The sequence below is a fragment of the Staphylococcus sp. 2S1 genome, from assembly GCF_046721335.1.
In the GTDB taxonomy this organism is placed as follows: Bacteria; Bacillota; Bacilli; order Staphylococcales; family Staphylococcaceae; genus Staphylococcus; species Staphylococcus equorum_A.
This window is the reverse complement of sequence record NZ_JBEUUJ010000003.1, coordinates 2,443,569-2,461,530: the sequence shown is the minus strand read 5'-3', so window position 1 is coordinate 2,461,530 and position 17,962 is coordinate 2,443,569. Positions and strand designations below refer to the sequence as shown.

General features: G+C 33.3%; 8 protein-coding genes and 7 pseudogenes. 11 read left to right on the top strand and 4 right to left on the bottom strand.

Features of this window, described 5'->3' with window-relative positions:
• Positions 1-9 precede the first annotated feature (9 nt).
• The 5 genes from ABLV90_RS12775 (at position 10) to ccpA (ending at position 5,164) form a co-directional block, all read left to right on the top strand.
• Positions 10-504 carry a DUF948 domain-containing protein gene (locus tag ABLV90_RS12775; RefSeq protein ID WP_460872732.1) on the top strand — a complete coding sequence of 165 codons (495 nt, stop codon included), beginning with the start codon at positions 10-12 and terminating at the stop codon, positions 502-504.
• An 81-nt stretch (positions 505-585) separates the two neighbouring features.
• Complete coding sequence (locus ABLV90_RS12770) at positions 586-1,203, top strand: hypothetical protein (RefSeq protein WP_460872731.1); 618 nt, start codon at positions 586-588, stop codon at positions 1,201-1,203.
• 76 nt (positions 1,204-1,279) lie between these two features.
• Entirely contained in the window at positions 1,280-1,972 is a 693-nt protein-coding gene (locus ABLV90_RS12765; protein WP_460872730.1) for a hypothetical protein, read from the top strand.
• A gap of 696 nt (positions 1,973-2,668) precedes the next feature.
• A complete protein-coding gene (locus tag ABLV90_RS12760; RefSeq protein WP_002507320.1) occupies positions 2,669-3,760 on the top strand; it encodes a bifunctional 3-deoxy-7-phosphoheptulonate synthase/chorismate mutase in 1,092 nt (363 codons plus the stop codon).
• A 414-nt stretch (positions 3,761-4,174) separates the two neighbouring features.
• Positions 4,175-5,164 (top strand): catabolite control protein A, encoded by a 990-nt coding sequence (ccpA, locus tag ABLV90_RS12755; protein WP_460872729.1) that lies wholly within the window; start codon positions 4,175-4,177, stop codon positions 5,162-5,164.
• A gap of 145 nt (positions 5,165-5,309) precedes the next feature.
• On the opposite strand, the gene ABLV90_RS12750 is transcribed toward ccpA, so the two are convergent.
• Positions 5,310-6,464 (bottom strand): acetoin utilization protein AcuC, encoded by a 1,155-nt coding sequence (locus ABLV90_RS12750; protein ID WP_285323386.1) that lies wholly within the window; start codon positions 6,462-6,464, stop codon positions 5,310-5,312.
• Positions 6,465-6,477: 13 nt separating this feature from the next.
• Positions 6,478-7,110 (bottom strand): N-acetyltransferase, encoded by a 633-nt coding sequence (locus ABLV90_RS12745; RefSeq protein ID WP_460872728.1) that lies wholly within the window; start codon positions 7,108-7,110, stop codon positions 6,478-6,480.
• A gap of 182 nt (positions 7,111-7,292) precedes the next feature.
• On the opposite strand from ABLV90_RS12745, the pseudogene acsA reads away from it, so the two are divergent.
• Together acsA and ABLV90_RS12735 are read left to right on the top strand one after the other, a co-directional pair.
• Positions 7,293-9,001 (top strand): annotated as a pseudogene (gene acsA / locus ABLV90_RS12740) (acetate--CoA ligase).
• 369 nt (positions 9,002-9,370) lie between these two features.
• Positions 9,371-11,039, top strand: a pseudogene (locus ABLV90_RS12735) (formate--tetrahydrofolate ligase).
• A 115-nt stretch (positions 11,040-11,154) separates the two neighbouring features.
• On the opposite strand, the pseudogene ABLV90_RS12730 reads toward ABLV90_RS12735, so the two are convergent.
• Positions 11,155-12,067 (bottom strand): annotated as a pseudogene (locus tag ABLV90_RS12730) (transglycosylase domain-containing protein).
• Between the two features lie 413 nt (positions 12,068-12,480).
• Between ABLV90_RS12730 and tyrS the strand changes: the two are divergent.
• A pseudogene (tyrS, locus tag ABLV90_RS12725) lies at positions 12,481-13,745 on the top strand (tyrosine--tRNA ligase).
• Between the two features lie 336 nt (positions 13,746-14,081).
• Here the strand turns inward: tyrS and ABLV90_RS12720 are convergent.
• A pseudogene (locus ABLV90_RS12720) lies at positions 14,082-15,382 on the bottom strand (S1C family serine protease).
• 167 nt (positions 15,383-15,549) lie between these two features.
• Between ABLV90_RS12720 and ABLV90_RS12715 the strand changes: the two are divergent.
• From ABLV90_RS12715 to ABLV90_RS12705, 3 genes and pseudogenes are all read left to right on the top strand, one after another.
• Entirely contained in the window at positions 15,550-16,170 is a 621-nt protein-coding gene (locus ABLV90_RS12715) for a lysophospholipid acyltransferase family protein (RefSeq protein WP_069816471.1), read from the top strand.
• Positions 16,171-16,348: 178 nt separating this feature from the next.
• A pseudogene (locus ABLV90_RS12710) lies at positions 16,349-17,533 on the top strand (PTS transporter subunit EIIC); the annotation flags it as partial.
• Positions 17,534-17,538: 5 nt separating this feature from the next.
• Positions 17,539-17,850 (top strand): annotated as a pseudogene (locus ABLV90_RS12705) (PTS transporter subunit EIIB); the annotation flags it as partial.
• Between the last annotated feature and the right edge of the window lie 112 nt (positions 17,851-17,962).

Below are 17,962 nucleotides of genomic sequence, written 5' to 3'. Positions count from 1 at the left end.
GCGTTTTAAATGGAATGGATTTTACCTATAGTTGGTATTATTGCGGCGGTTGCTTTTCTTATTTTAGTAATTGGTATCGTTGTAATTTTACTTTCAGTTAAGAAAAACTTAGATCACGTTGCAAAAACTCTTGATGGTGTTGAAGGACAAATTCAAGGTATTACACGTGAATCTACGGACTTACTTCATAAAGCAAATCGCTTAACTGAAGATATCCAAGACAAATCAGATCGTTTGAATTCTGTAGTTGATGCAGTGAAAGGCATCGGTGAATCAGCTCAAACGTTAAATGGTTCAGTTGATAGAGTTACAAACTCAATCACGCACAATATTTCTCAAAATGAAGATAAAATTTCTCAAGTAGTTCAATGGTCAAATGTAGCAATGGAAGTTGCTGACAAATGGCAAAACAGAAGAAATCGTAGAGATAGTGCAAATTATAAAGCGAGCAGTGTAGCAGATGATTCTAATCATAGCTATACTACACGTGTAGATAATAAATAATTCGTATATTTAAACAAACAAATGCACTTAAATGAGGTATGAAACTTATTTAAGTGCATTTGTTATAGGAGGCATTCAATTATGAAGTACTATAACCGTGATAATTACGAAAGAAATGTAGAAAGTTATGAAGTGCCAGAATATTTTACTAAAGGTGCCAGAAATGAGTTTGTTTACGGATTTCTAATCGGTGCATTTATTGGCTCAGCTGTTGGATTAATTTCTATAAGCAAGTCACGCACTAAAGATAAATCTCAAGTTGATTCTGAAGATGACTCACGTTTTAAATCTAGTATTATTGAGCAGTCTGAAAGCGAACAAACAGATGCTGAACAACAAGTAGATAGTATTAAATCTACAGTCGCAGATGCGCAAAACAAAGATACTGAAGTAACAGATTCTGAACTAGTCGCTCAAAAAGCGGCGATTCAGCAAGAAACTTCAGACAACAATTTAGCAGATACGTCACCACAAGCACAAGATCTACAAGATGATAATAATTTGGATCAGAGTGACGACACAACAACACATATTGATCCCAATTCAGAACCGACTGAGGACGAGGTCAGTGCGCAACAGAATGCTATTAAAGAAGAAGCGACAGATAATAACTTAGCTGATTCCACTACTACACCTTCAAATAATAAAGGTACAAAAACTGCAGCTGCGAGCAACAGGTGGTGCAATAGCGGCAGGTAGTTTAGCTAAAGTTGCACAGGATAAAAAGCAATCATTAAATAATGATTCACAAGTTGCAGAAAACACTGATAATCTTTTGAAATCTGAAGAAACAACGAAAGGTGATAATCAAAAAGATGCGCCTAACTTAGTTACTAAAGACTCAAAAGAAGATGAAAGTAAAAATAATGATCATTTGAAAGCGGGCGCTTTAGCAGGTACTGTCACAGCATCTGGATTAGCGTTAGCGGCTAAAAATAAAAACAAAGCTTTAAATGACGATAATAAAGTTGCAGAAAACACAGCAAGTTTATTAAAACCAGAAACACCTAAACAAAGCACAAAAAAAGATGTGCCTAATTTAGTAACACCTAAAGTTGGTCATGCGGTAGAATCAACTGATAAAGTAGAAAACTCTGCAGACAAAAATAAAAGTAATACGATTGCAAAACCAGAAAAAGCAGAACAACGTGTAAAACAGACACATAAAACTGTAAGTTTCAAAGATGGTATTATTGTTCATAATGAAGCAGAAACTGATATTAGCAACCAAAGTGCAAGTGAAGGGCAACAGAACGCGACCACTACTAATACAACAGATAAGACATCATCATTTAAAGATGGCATCCTTGTGCATGATGAAGTAGAGACTGATAAAACAACAGACGATAGTGAAGCACAACAAAGTAAAGGTGGACATAATGAGCCAACTTACTCTAAAAACAGATCGCAGTTGAAAAAATCAGAAAAAGCTCAAAGTAAAATAGACAAAAGAACTTTTAATGATTAATCATTACTAAAATTGAAATATAATAAAAGGAATCGAACATGTTTTGTTCGATTCCTTTTTAATTTATACTTTTTATTAGCTAGGTCATGTTAAGTGTAATACGAATTAGAATTTATTATACTCATTGAGCCTCTTAAAACGATTATGTTACTATTTTTGAAGTATTATAATTACACAAATAACTATGATGCATCTAGAACGTTATTTAAGTCATCTAGAATGCCTACAAATGCTTTATTGCATATATTTGATTGATTAGACGATATAGCTACATTTTGATGCCTCAACGTGCAATGTGCTTTGCAAATTTATAATGGACGCTTAAAATTAATGCCAATCCTTTTTTAGTGCTTTTTAAAGCAAAAATAATTATGAGATAAACAATGTATTTATTTAATAAATGTTTGAGTAAATCATTATTTAGAAAGTACAATTGAGCATTTATATGGCAATAAATTGAATTAAATGAAACTTAAGTTAATAAATTATAGAAAATGAAAGAATAGTGTAAAATATTACTGGTAAATGACTGAAAATTCAGTTACCATTAGGGATATTCACTTACAGAAAGTGAAATTTTAACAATCATTACTTGAACTTATAAGTAGTTATTGTTAGAATTACGTTTAACAAATATTTTATCGCTTTAAAGCAGAATAAAATATCGATTTTAAATTTTTCATAGAGGTGAATAAAATGACAGACAAATTACAAGAATTCAGAAGCGAGATTGTTGATATTAATGAAGAAATTTTAAATCTTTTATCTAAAAGAGGGAAAATAGCACAAAACATTGGTGAGGAAAAACGTAAGCAGGGTACAGCAGTGTACGATCCTCAACGTGAAAAAGAAATGATTAACAAACTATTAGATAAAAATGAAGGTCCATTTAACGATAATGTGATTAAACAATTATTCAAGGAAATTTTTAAAGCCTCTACTGATTTACAAAAATCTGAAAATGAAAAACATTTATATGTATCAAGAAAATTAAAACCAGAAGATACAATAGTACAATTCGATAATGGGGGCATTATTGGAAGTGGTAATAAATCATTCGTATTTGGACCATGTTCAGTTGAATCTCAAGAACAAGTTGATGCAGTTGCGGCTAATTTACAAGCTAGAGGCGAAAAATTCATTAGAGGTGGTGCTTTCAAACCGCGTACATCTCCATATGATTTCCAAGGATTAGGTGTTGAAGGTCTTAAGATTCTTAAAAATACTAAAGACAAATACGGCCTGAATGTAGTTAGTGAAATTGTAAATCCTGCAGATTTTGAAGTAGCAGATGATTATTTAGATGTATTCCAAATTGGTGCACGTAATATGCAAAACTTTGAATTATTAAAAGAAGCAGGTCGTTCAAATAAACCAGTATTATTAAAACGTGGTTTATCTGCAACAATTGAAGAATTTATCTTTGCAGCAGAATACATTGCTTCTCAAGGTAATGAAAACATTATTCTATGTGAACGCGGTATCCGTACTTACGAAAAAGCAACAAGAAACACATTAGATATTTCTGCAGTACCTATTTTAAAACAAGGTACACACTTACCAGTAATGGTTGACGTTACACACAGTACAGGACGTAAAGATATCATGTTACCAACAGCTAAAGCCGGCTTAGCAGTAGGCGCAGATGGCATCATGGCTGAAGTCCACCCTGATCCATCAGTTGCATTAAGCGATAGTGGTCAACAAATGGATTTCGATGAATTCGAGAATTTCTATAATGAAATTAGACCATTAGCTGATATGTACAATAACAAACAATTAAAATAATATATATATAGCCCTTGTTACGTTACTACTTGATTAGTAATTGTAATAAGGGTTTTTTGTGTCTTTATACTATTTTTGAAATGAATGAAGCATATTGTGGTAATTTATAAAATGCTCATGCTTTGGAGTGACGTGCTAACTGAATAGCATATTTAAATATAAAATAAAAAATAAATGATGAATCATCAAATTACACTTGATTTTAATGAAAAACATAAAAATTTAAACGAAAAAGGTTTGTTTTCACTGAAAATAAGAAATATAATACATTTAGTAGGTTTATAATTTTATAAAATGACATAATTATGACATTCAAAACAAAACTATTTTACATTTAGTGAAAATATGGTAAACTTTGAAAATGTTATGAAAACAGAGTATAATAATAAAGAAATCGCTTTCAAGGAGGAAATTATGACTGTAACTATATATGATGTAGCTAGAGAAGCAAGAGTATCTATGGCAACTGTCTCACGTGTTGTTAATGGTAATCAAAATGTTAAACCCGAAACACGTGACAAAGTAAACGATGTTATTAATAAATTGAACTACCGTCCAAACGCAGTAGCAAGAGGATTAGCTAGTAAACGAACAACAACAGTAGGCGTTATTATTCCAGATATTTCAAATGTCTATTATTCGCAACTTGCTCGAGGGTTAGAAGATATAGCAACAATGTATAAATACCATTCAATTATTTCAAATTCTGATAATGATCCAAGTAAAGAAAAAGAAATATTTAACAACCTATTAAGTAAACAAGTAGATGGTATTATTTTCTTAGGTGGAACAATTTCAGAAGAAATCAAAGAATTGATTAATAAAACATCAGTTCCTGTAGTAGTTTCAGGTACAAATGGTAAAGATGAAGGTATTTCATCTGTAAATATTGATTTCAAATCAGCAACTAAACAAATTACAAATCAATTAATCGAAAACGGTGCAAAAACGTTTGCTTTTGTGGGCGGCGATTATTCTAAAAAAGCACAAGAAGATGTGCTAGTAGGATTAAAAGACGTCTTAGCAGAGCATAAACTTTCATTAAATGAAGGATTGATTTTTAATGGTAATGAAACGTATAAAGATGGTCTACGTGCATTTGATGCTTTGAAATCTGCTAAGCCAGATGCAATTTTATCAATCAGTGATGAACAAGCAATTGGCCTAGTTCATGTCGCTCAAGATGCAGGGATTAATGTTCCGGAGTCATTACAAATTGTAAGTTTTAACAATACTAGACTTGTTGAAATGGTAAGACCTCAATTATCTAGTGTAATCCAACCGTTATACGATATTGGGGCAGTGGGTATGAGACTTCTTACTAAATATATGAATGATGAAGAAATCGACGAGCCTAATGTGATTTTACCTCATAGAGTTGAGTATAGAGGTACTACAAAATAAAATTTTTGTAGATATAGCAAAGTATAATTAACAATCAATGTTATTAAACTATAATGAAATACAAAAAACGAAATTCTTATTAATTAAGAATTTCGTTTTTTATTTAAATTAAAGATTTAACTCAGTATATGTGATGTAGATTTATTTAAAACCAACTCAGCACTTGTTTAGCATATTTTAAATTGGTTTCCGTAATTTCTTTTTGTCTAGGTATGATGTGATAGTCAGTTTTTTCATCGGTCCAAGTTTGTGGTAGTTCGCAAGGTGCGTATTGTTGCCATTTTGTTAACCATTTATCAGGCAAACGACCAGTTTGTGGTTTTTCTCCGATTAAAGCTAAAAAAACGTGGCTCCAAGCACGTGGGACAACTTTCCAAATATTATAGCCGCCACCACCAAACATTAATACTTTACCATTTGTGTATTTATCTGCTAAATCTTTAATGATATATGGAATTTGATATAGTGATTCAAGCGTACAGTTTAAATGCGTGAGTGGATCTAAGTAGTGAATATCAACACCATGCACACTCACAATGATATCTGGTTTAAATGAAGCTACTATAGGCTCTATCGTTTCTTTAAATATTTCCAGAAATGAATCATCTTCTGTATAAGGTTCAAGTGGAATATTTACTGTATAGCCAAAACCTTGTTCGCTACCACGTTCTGTGTAACGTCCAGAACCAGGGAAAAGAAATTTTCCAGTTTCATGTATCGAATAAATTAAGGCTTGATCATTTGTATAAAAACTCCATTGGGTCCCATCACCATGGTGTGCATCTGTATCAATACATAGCACGCGTTGCCCATATTTCTGTATGAGATAGGCGATTGTAACTGCAACATCATTATAAATACAAAAACCATTTGCACGGCCGGGTAGGCTATGATGTAAACCACCACCTAAATGGCAACCATTGGTGACTGTATCATCCATGATGTGATCAGCTAAATTCAATGCGCCACCCACAATGCGTGCACTGTGCTTATGCATCATTCTAAATTGTAGGGTATCATCCCCATCTAATCCATACTTCTTAGCTTCATTGTCACTTAAAATACCATGTGAAGCACGTCTGATCGCTTGAATATAATCATGAGAATGAATTAATGATAATTCGGTATCATTAGCTATACGTGGTTTAATAATATGATGTGATTTTAAATATCCTAAATCTGTTAATAATTCTGTTGTTAATTTTAATCTCATTTGATTAAATGGATGGCTATTACTAAAACGATATTGCAGTATTTCATTAGAATAGACAAAGCCCGTTGATTGTTGCGTATTACTCATATGTTTCTCCCCTTTAAAAGAAAAAGCGATTCATAAATCGAATGTCATCAAATGCTTGTAATTGTTCTATAGAAATTCTTGAACCAATTCTTGCCATAAGACAATTAGCAGGATGACTTGTAATTTCTGGATCATCTGTTGCAAATACTTCAAGGCCCCCATAACCCATCAATTTCTGCATTAATTTTTTATATTCATATACATCAAGTCCAGAATTTTTCAAATCCCAATGCCAATAATATTCAGTAGTTAACACGATGTAATCTTCATATTCATCAGTCGCTAAACTGACTTTGATAAGTTCACTGCCTAAATGTAAATCACGATAGGCTAGGCTTAACTCTATAGCGCCTAATTCTATTAAGTATTCCAAATTACCACTAGACCAACGTTCTAATGGGTCTGGATAATGATAGGTGACATAGCCAATAATATGTTGTGAATTACGTAGTACAAAAATTCTGCCTTCTTCTAATTCACTAATTTCTTTTATGGCTTCAAATTGATCCTCAGGTGGGCGAAATGCAAAGAGCCCATCATCAAATGTCATAGATTCAAGGTTATTTCTTGAAACAGGACCTTCTATCACAAATGTTCCTTGCTCCAAATGATAAGTTTGAGATTGATATGTTTTTATATGTTCCATTTTTTCACTCCAAACTACCGCATACGCATACAGTAAACAATCTAATATAACTCTATTATAAGTTAAAAAAGTTTAAAATAACACAATAATGTATTCGTTTACACACTATTATTTTGAAAATTTTGACAATGTTAGTTATAATAATTTTTAAGCAAGCGATTTCATTAAGAGGGGGATTCAAAATGAAAGTAGAAGTATACAAAGGGGAAAATGGAAATTTTAACCTACAAGACTATGAAAAAGAATACGCAAATTTTGATTGGAAAGAAATAGAAAAAGCATTTTCATGGTCAGAAACTGGTAAGATCAATATGGCACATGAATGTATTGACCGCCATGTGGATGAAGGTAATGGTGAAAAAATCGCATTACATTATAAAGATGATAAGCGTAAAGAAAGTTATACTTTTGAAGAAATGAAATCAAATTCTAATAAAGTCGCAAATGTATTAAAAGATAAAGCAAACATTGAGAAAGGTGACCGCGTTTTTGTATTTATGCCTAGAACACCAGAACTTTATTTTGCTTTATTTGGAATATTAAAAATAGGTGCAATTGTAGGACCGTTATTTGAAGCATTTATGGAAAAAGCTGTTGCAGATCGTTTAGAAAATAGTGAAGCGAAAGTGATTGTGACGACGAATGCATTATTGCCACGTATTCCTAAAGATAAATTACCACATTTAGAAACGATTGTAGTCGTAGATGAAGAAGTAGATAGTGAATATGTTGACTTTAATAGTGAATTTAAAAATGCGAGTGGCCAATTTGAAACAGAATGGTTAAACTTAGATGACGGTTTGATATTGCATTATACTTCAGGATCAACAGGCCAACCTAAAGGTGTATTACATGCTCAAAAAGCAATGCTCGTTCATTATATTTCTGGTAAATATGTACTAGATTTTAAAGAAGACGATGTATATTGGTGTACAGCTGATCCGGGCTGGGTGACAGGTACTTCATATGGTATTTTCAGTCCTTGGTTAAATGGTGTGACAAATTGTATCGTTGGAGGTAGATTCTCACCTGAAGCGTGGTACGGCATGATTGAAGAATATAAAGTTACAATATGGTATACGGCGCCAACTGCATTAAGAATGTTGATGAGTGCCGGCGATGATATTATCGACAAATACGACTTATCATCACTAAAAAGTATCTTATCTGTAGGTGAGCCGCTTAATCCTGAAGTTATTAAATGGTCAAAAGATGTCTTTGGTAAACGTGTCTTAGATACGTGGTGGATGACTGAAACAGGGGGCCATATGATCGTTAACTATCCATCTATGGATGTTAAATTAGGGTCAATGGGTAAACCGTTACCAGGTATAGAAGCATCTATTGTTGATGATCAAGGTAACGAGTTGCCACCAAATCGAATGGGCAACCTTGCAATTAAAAAAGGATGGCCATCTATGATGGTTTCTATTTGGAAAAATCCTGAAAAATATGATTCATACTTTATTGGTGATTGGTATGTTTCTGGAGACTCTGCTTACAAAGATGAAGATGGCTATTATTGGTTCCAAGGTCGTGTAGATGACGTTATCATGACGGCAGGCGAACGTGTAGGTCCTTTTGAAGTAGAATCGAAACTAGTAGAACATGAATCGGTTGCGAAGCAGGTGTGATTGGTAAACCAGATCCAGTAAGAGGAGAAATTATTAAAGCATTTGTTGCTTTACGCCCAGAGTATGAAGCTTCAGATGAACTAAAAGAAGAAATTCGCGTATTTGTTAAAGAAGGTTTAGCCGCACACGCCGCACCACGCGAAATAGAATTTAAAGAAAAACTTCCTAAAACACGTTCTGGTAAAATTATGCGTCGTGTCCTTAAAGCTTGGGAACTTGATTTACCTGAAGGCGATTTAAGTACAATGGAAGACTAATTAAACAAAAAAGTAGTTTTATTTTACTTAGTTTAATCATAAATAGTTAACCTGTATTTTCAATATAAAATAACACAAGCTATTTTATACTCCCTTTATATTATCAACTTTAAGTATGTGCTTTATGCTACACACTAAAGATTATGATGATATTCAGGGAGTTTTTTTGGTGTAAAATAACAATTTAAGCGTAACATAGGTCACATAAGGTGAAAATATTCATTTATTATTTTGAAAGCGCTATCTCTATTAATCGACAACACAACATAAGTTAGTTAATATTAATATGTAAGGATTTATTTTTATCAGTAGTATATATAGGAAATATATGTATTGATTTAAAATTTATTTAAGAAGGGGCGAATGAATTTGGCACACTTATCTGATTTAGATATAGCAAATCAATCAACATTAAAACCGATTGGAGACATTGCTAAGCAGGCGGGCATACCCGCAGATGCATTAGAACCATACGGGCACTATAAAGCTAAGATTGATATTAATCAAGTTCAACAAAAAAATGGTAAGGGGAAAGTAGTATTAGTTACTGCTATGAGTCCAACGCCAGCAGGTGAAGGTAAATCGACAGTTACAGTTGGGTTAGCAGATGCATTCAACGAACTTAAAAAAAGCGTCATGGTAGCGTTACGTGAACCAGCTTTAGGTCCTATTTTCGGAATAAAAGGTGGGGCAACTGGTGGTGGCTATGCACAAGTATTACCAATGGAAGATATAAATCTACACTTCAATGGTGACTTCCACGCAATCACTACTGCAAATAATGCACTGTCAGCATTTATTGATAATCATATGCATCAAGGTAATGAATTAGAAATCGATCAAAGACGTATTGAATGGAAACGTGTTTTAGACATGAATGACCGTGCATTACGTAATGTAAATGTAGGTTTAGGTGGACCAACGCAAGGGGTTCCAAGAGAAGATGGCTTTAATATTACCGTTGCTTCTGAAATAATGGCAATTCTTTGTTTATCTAATGACCTTAATGATTTAAAAGCGAAAATCAGTAGGATTACTGTAGGTTATACTAGATCACGTAAACCTGTTACAGTAGCTGATTTAAAAGTAGAAGGCGCGTTAGCTATGATCCTTAAAGATGCAATTAAACCTAACTTAGTACAAACAATTGAAGGCACACCAGCCCTTGTACATGGTGGGCCATTTGCTAATATTGCACATGGTTGTAATTCAATTTTAGCAACAGAAACTGCAAGAGACTTAGCAGATATTGTTGTAACTGAAGCTGGCTTTGGCTCAGATTTAGGTGCTGAAAAATTCATAGATATTAAAGCACGTGAAGCAGGATTTGAACCTTCAGCAGTTGTAGTAGTTGCGACAGTTCGTGCGCTTAAAATGCATGGCGGTGTAGCTAAAGACAACTTAAAAGAAGAAAATGTTGAAGCGGTTAAAAAAGGCATCGTGAACTTAGAACGCCACGTTAAAAACGTTAAAAAATATGGTTTAGAACCTGTAGTTGCGTTGAATGCGTTCGTACATGATACTGAAGAAGAAACACAATATGTACAACAATGGGCAAAAGAGAACGGTGTGAGACTTGCTTTAACTGAAGTTTGGGAAAAAGGTGGTAAAGGCGGCATCGATTTAGCAAATGAAGTGCTAGAGGTGCTTGATGAACCACAAGACTTCAAACATTTATACGAATTAGATTTACCACTTGAAGAAAAAATTGAAACAATTGTTAAAGAAATTTATGGTGGCTCAAAAGTTACATTTAGCGAGCAAAGCACAAAAACAGCTTAAACAATTTAAAGAAAATGGCTGGGATAATTATCCGGTTTGTATGGCTAAAACACAGTATTCATTCTCGGATGATGCAACACAATTAGGCGCACCTGAAGGTTTTGAAATCACTATTCGTGAATTAGAAGCTAAAACTGGCGCAGGATTTATTGTTGCATTGACTGGAGCAATCATGACTATGCCTGGTCTTCCTAAAAAACCAGCAGCATTAAACATGGATGTTACTGATGATGGACATGCAATTGGTCTATTCTAAATTTTAACTATTATATAATACAAACATATTAAAAATAGCTGTAAGGAAATCTATAAAGATAGATTTCTTCACAGCTATTTTTTTAATTGTCAGAGAAGTTTATGAACTAGACACTTTATTTTGTCATTAAATGTTGTTTGATATTGTATTTTTCAGCTTTTTTAAAGTCATAAGTAGTAATTTCACCTTCAACTAACATCCGTTTGAGCACATAGTGTTGGCGATCCAAACCAATTTGTATTTGAGCGTCAGATTTGAGTGAACCATCTGTTTCATAAGGAGTGTAATAATAAGGGCTTTGTAAAAGTCCAATCAGATAGGCTGATTCAGCGATATTTAAGTTTGTAGCTGCTTTTCCAAATAAACTGTAGGATGCTGAAGCGATACCTGTGATATCAGTGCCATTATAATCACGTCCAAAAGGCACGATATTCAAATAAGTATAGATAATTTCATCTTTGGTTAAAATCTTTTCAGTTCGCATAGATAGGATGAGTTCATTAGCTTTGCGATGATATGTTTTTTCGTTTGTCAGTAATTGATTTTTTACGAGTTGTTGTGTGATGGTGCTCGCCTCCAGTTGCGGCTTCTGTATTAAATATATCTTGACCAACAGCTCGAATAATAGCCTTTGGTAAAATACCATTATGATAGAAAAACAAGCTGTCTTCTGAAGAAGTTAACGCCTTTATCACATTGCTATTCACATGTTTTGGTCCTACGATAAGTGAATTTGTTGATCCATTGTATTCTGTTAAAATATGTTTACTGTTATAATTTATATCTTGACTACCAACAATGTTCAGCAATTTAGTACGTAATTCGTTATCTGACATGTTTACAGATTCATCAGTCAAACTTTGGAAGTAAAATACCGATATGGCTAATAGAATAATAAAGGTACATGCGAAAATTGCAAACAAGCCAATGAAAAGATGCTTTAATTTTTTATAGATAATTTCAAATTTAGAGAATTTAGAGTTATGTAAATGATTGTGAACATTATTTTCATGTGTTTGATTTTCCATGTCTGACCTCCTTACGTATGCAATATTATAACATAATATTTGATATTGACTTTTAAAATAGAGTTACTTATAATTAACATCAATTCGATATCGTTTTTGGATAAAGGAGAAGTAACATATGGTGTCATCTTCAGAGAGTTAGTGGTTGCTGTGAACTAACGATGATTCATATGTGAATACACCTTAATGATTTCACTCATCCAAACGTTTAAGTTAATGAACGTATCATTAATAAAGTTGTTTGACTTAAAGTATGGTGGTACCGTGCGCATGCGCCCTTACATTAATTTGTAGGGGCGTTTTTTTATTTTTTAAGTGTTATTCGGTCGCACTTGCTAAAAGTAAATTAAACTTTGGATGATATTTAAAATCTATTCGAAACAATATCTTAATAAATATAGGAGGTATATACAATGACAAATGCATTATTAGAAGATTTAAAATGGAGAGGCTTAATTTATCAACAAACAGACGAAGTCTGGTATAGAGAATGTATTGAATAAAGAACAAGTTACATTATACTGTGGTGCCGATCCAACTGCAGATAGTTTACACATCGGTCATTTATTACCATTTTTAACTTTACGTAGATTCCAAGAACATGGGCATCGTCCACTCGTATTAATCGGTGGGGGCACAGGTATGATTGGTGATCCATCAGGTAAATCTGAAGAACGTGTCTTACAAACAGAAGAACAAGTTGAATTAAACGTTCAAGGCATCAGTGAACAAATGCATAAAATTTTCGAATTTGGTACTGATAAAGGTGCTAAACTGGTTAATAATAGAGATTGGTTAAGCCAAATTTCTTTGATTGATTTCTTAAGAGATTACGGTAAACATGTTGGTGTGAATTACATGTTGGGTAAAGACTCCATTCAAAGTCGTTTAGAATATGGTATTTCGTTCACTGAGTTCACATATACAATCCTTCAGGCAATTGATTTTGGTCATTTAAACAACACTTACAACTGTAAAGTACAAGTTGGTGGTTCTGATCAATGGGGCAATATCACAAGTGGAATTGAATTAATGCGTCGTATGTACGGCCAAACAGAAGCTTACGGACTGACGATTCCATTAGTCGTTAAATCAGATGGTAAAAAATTCGGCAAATCAGAAGGTGGCGCAGTTTGGTTAGACGCTATAAAAACGAGTCCATACGAATTTTACCAATTTTGGATCAACACTACAGACGATGATGTAATCAAATTCTTGAAATATTTTACATTCTTAGAAAAAGAAGAAATTGAAGCATTAGAAAAATCGTTAAATGAAGCACCACATTTACGTGAAGCACAAAAAGCCTTAGCTGAAAATGTAACACGTTTCATCCATGGTCAAGCTCGCATTAGACGATGCAATGCGTATCTCAAAAGCATTATTTGTCGGTGACTTACAATCATTGTCGGCTTCAGAATTAAAAGCAGGATTCAAGGATGTGCCACAAGTTGAATTGAGCAAAGAAATAACAAATATTGTTGAAGTAATTGTTGAAACTGGTATTTCATCGTCTAAACGTCAAGCACGTGAAGATGTGAATAACGGTGCAATTTATATCAATGGTATAAGACAACAGGATGTGAAATATGAATTAACAGCTGACGATAAAATTGAGAACGAATTTACAATTATTCGTCGTGGTAAGAAAAAATATTTCATGGTTAATTATAAATAATATATATAAAGATAGAAGAATAATACGATATTTAAATTATCGACAAAACAGCCGACAATGCCTTAGGACTTTGTCGGCTGTTTTTGTTTAGCTTGCCTCAGCCTTTATTCTTCGGCTAATACATTTTTTCCACAGGAGTCGGCTAAAGTATTGTCATTTTTTAATGAAAATTGTCTCATGGGAAAAGTGCTTTCTGTAGGATAGAACTGAGTTTAATTTTTATCATAATTATTAATTTGAATAAAATGGAATAGGCCTGATTGTTATGTAATAAAAAACCAACCAAGTCAGATTAATTTACTTGGTTGGTTCAAAATAGGTATTCTGTTATTGTTTTTAATTAAACGGTGAAGTATTTTCACTTTCTTTCTCAGATGACTCTGAAGATGTTGATTTTTGTTCTTTTAATGGTACTTCCACTGTTTGCTCTTTACCATTTCTTTCAATAGTCATTTCTACTGAATCACCAGGTTTTTTATTTTCATATAAATAAGAGCGTAAGTCCGTGTCTTCTTTAACTTTTTTATCGTCAATCGCAGTGATGATATCACCTTCTTTAAGCTCATTATCAGCATGAACTTTGGCAATGTAGACACCATCTTTGCGTTTTGTATTCAGTTCTTCTTTATATTGTTCTGGTATCTCACTTACATTGAGTAAACTAATTCCAATAGAAGGGCGCTCAATCTCGCCATTTTCTACAAGCTCTTTAATGGTAACTTTAACTTCATTACTTGGGATTGCAAAACCAATACCTTCAACTTGTTCACTTGCAATCTTCATTGAGTTAATACCTACGAGATTACCATTAATATCAACGAGTGCGCCACCTGAATTACCAGGATTAATTGCCGCATCTGTTTGTAATACATTTACTTTATTCGTACCAAGCAGATGTTTTCGTATCAATTGTGCGTTCGCTAGCAGAAATAATACCTGAAGTCACTGAGTTAGCAAATTGTAAGCCTAAAGGATTACCCATTGCAAAAACACTGTCTCCTGTTTTTACTTTTGAAGAATTAGCAAAATCAATTGCTTTTGTACCTTTTGTATCATTGATTTTTAATACTGCTATATCTGTTAACGCATCTTTCCCAACTAATTTAGCATCGACTTGTTTAGAATTATGTAATTGTACTTTAATTTCATTTGCACCATCAATGACGTGGTTATTCGTTACGATATATGCAGAACCATTATTTTTTTGATAAATAACACCTGATCCAACACCAGACTTCTTCTGATTTAGAAGATTCACCTTTCAGTAAACTATCTAAATTCTGAGCTTTTTGCATATTAATAACGCCTACAATAGCAGGAGAGACATCGTTAATCATTTGATTCACAGAATCATATTTTTCACTTTTCCCATCAAGTGTATTGCCGCCATTGCTACTATTAGAAGCGTCTTGAACGGAAGACCCGTTATCATTTAAACCTGTGCTTTCCATAATTTTCCCAATGCCTAATACCAAAAGCGCACCTATAATACCGGCAACTAAGGCCACGATTATTGTTTTAAACCAGGGGAATTTGGCTTTATGTTTTGACCTTTTATTTTGAGGTTGTTCCGGTTGTTGCGGTTGACGAGGGTTTTGAGTTTCATTAGAGTTATTATCGTTATTAAAATCTGACATACTTTACCTCCGATTTATTCTATATAACCTATTATGCTAGGTTTATACAACTTTTTCTAGTATATCACTATACAACTTTAGACTGAAATATAAATATTCTTGTTCATAAGGTGACTAAATGATAGAATCAATAGGTAAATATAATGGAAAATGAAGTAGGTGGAGAAATGTATAAATTCATTAGCGGTTTGTTAGATTTAATTATTATGAAAATATGTAAATCACTAGAGGTGCAAGGTAAAGAAAATATACCTCAACTTCACAGATATGTAGTGACTTGTACTCACGAAAGCTATAATGAAGTAATCATGTTAGGGACAGCAATATACCCAAATCAAATTCATTACATGGCTAAAAAAGAGTTATTCAACAATAAATGGTTTGGTAAGTTTTTAAGTTCTTTAAATGCTTTTCCTGTAGATAGAGAAAATCCAGGGCCAAGTACATTGAAAAAACCGGTTAAATTATTAAAAGAAAATAAAACGGTAGGTATATTCCCAACTGGTCATCGTATGAAATATGATGAGGGATCGCCAATGAAACGTGGCGCAGTAACTATTGCTTTGATGGCGCAAGCTCCCATTTTACCTGCCGCATATGTTGGACCTAAAGAAATTAAGGGACTCATTACAGGTAAAGCAATTGTTAAATTTGGTGAACCTATCGAAACAAAGCATTTACCAAAAAACATGAAACGCAATGAAAAGTTAGAATATCTAACTAAAGAATTAGAAAGTAGAACGATACAATTACAAAATGAATTAAATGATTATGTGAATGATAAATAGTAAGTTTCAATATTTTTTAAAAAGTTAGACATTTTAATTTATATACGAATTTTTTTAAACTTGTGTTATTATGTAACTGTACAATGACAACAAGTAAAACGTTTACAAACACCACGTGGACATATTGTGCATGTGGTGTTTGTTTGTGTAAATATCTATTTTGAAATGGGGAATTGTTATGTTTAGTTTCTTTCAACGTCTTGGTAGATCTCTTATGCTTCCTGTTGCAGTATTACCAGCAGCCGCGATTATTACAGGTATCGGTAACGCGTTAACAGCAATAGGAGTCTTGCCAACGGTAGCAGCGTTTTTCTCTTCTGCCGGTTCGACGATTCTTGAACAACTAGGTATTCTTTTTGCGATTGGGGTAGCATTAGGAATGGCTAAGAAAAATGACGGTGCAGTAGCACTTGCTGCAGCAGTCGGTTTCTTTTTAACGACAGTGGTTTTAAGCCCAGCCAAATTAGCACCATTATTAGGTGTTAAGGAGACAGGCGTAAACGAAGCTTTTGAACAAATGAATAATTCTAACGTTTTTATTGGTTTGTTGATTGGTTTAATTGCAGCTGTATACTTATAACAAATTTAGTAAAACTGAATTACCTACAGCATTATCATTCTTTAGTGGTAAACGTTTAGTACCTATTTTAACAGCATTTTTTAGTATTATATTGGCTGTATTGATGTTATTTGTTTGGCCAGTTATCTATTCAGCAATTGTAACATTTGGGACATGGATTTTAGATTTAGGTCCAGTCGGTGCTTTCTTATATGGTTTCTTTAATAGATTATTGATACCAACTGGCTTGCATCATGCATTAAATTCAGTGTTTTGGTTTGATTTAGCAGGTATTAATGACATTGCTAAATTCCAAACTGGTGATGGTGCAGTACATGGTATTACAGGACGTTATATGGCTGGTTTCTTCCCAGTAATGATGTTTGGTATTCCTGCTGCAAGCATTAGCGATGTACCACACAGCTGAATCTAAACAGAAAAAACGTGTCTATGGTTTAATGTTTGGTGGCGCAGTTTCAGCATTCTTTGTTGGTGTTACTGAACCAATTGAATTCTCATTCATGTTTGTAGCACCAGTATTATTTGTTATACATGCATTTTTAACTGGTTTATCCATGTTTATAGCAGCATTGTTTGAGTGGACAGCAGGGTTCTCATTTAGTGCTGGTTTAATAGACTATGTACTATCATTAATTAATCCTGTTTCAAGTCAACCATTCATGTTATTACTACAAGGACTTGTATTCTTTGTGATATATTACTTTGTATTTAGAATAGCGATTAAAGTATTGAAATTAAATACGCCTGGTCGTGGGGATAACTTACTACCAGATCCAACTTCTGATGAAGCGTCAACGGGGGATGCTGCAGATTCAGAAGGCGCATCTACAGCGGCAACTAATAAATATACAAATACAGCAAGCCAAATTTTAGATGGATTAGGTGGCAAAGAGAATATTGCATCATTAACAAACTGTGCTACTAGATTACGCATGGAATTACATGATAATAGCATTATTGATGAAGCTAAGATTAAGGGCGCAGGAGCTGTCGGTGTGACGAAGAGTGGTAAACATAATGCCCAAGTTATTATCGGCACTCAAGTTCAGCAAGTAGCTGATGAAATTGAAGTACAAATGGAATCAGAGCAACAAAAATAATATCTAAATAGTTTATTTTAGAATACGCCTAAGCATAGTTATCACTGAAAAAGTGGATCTTTGTAGGGCGTATTTTTTATATAAAAAAATTAAATATTTAACGATATGATTT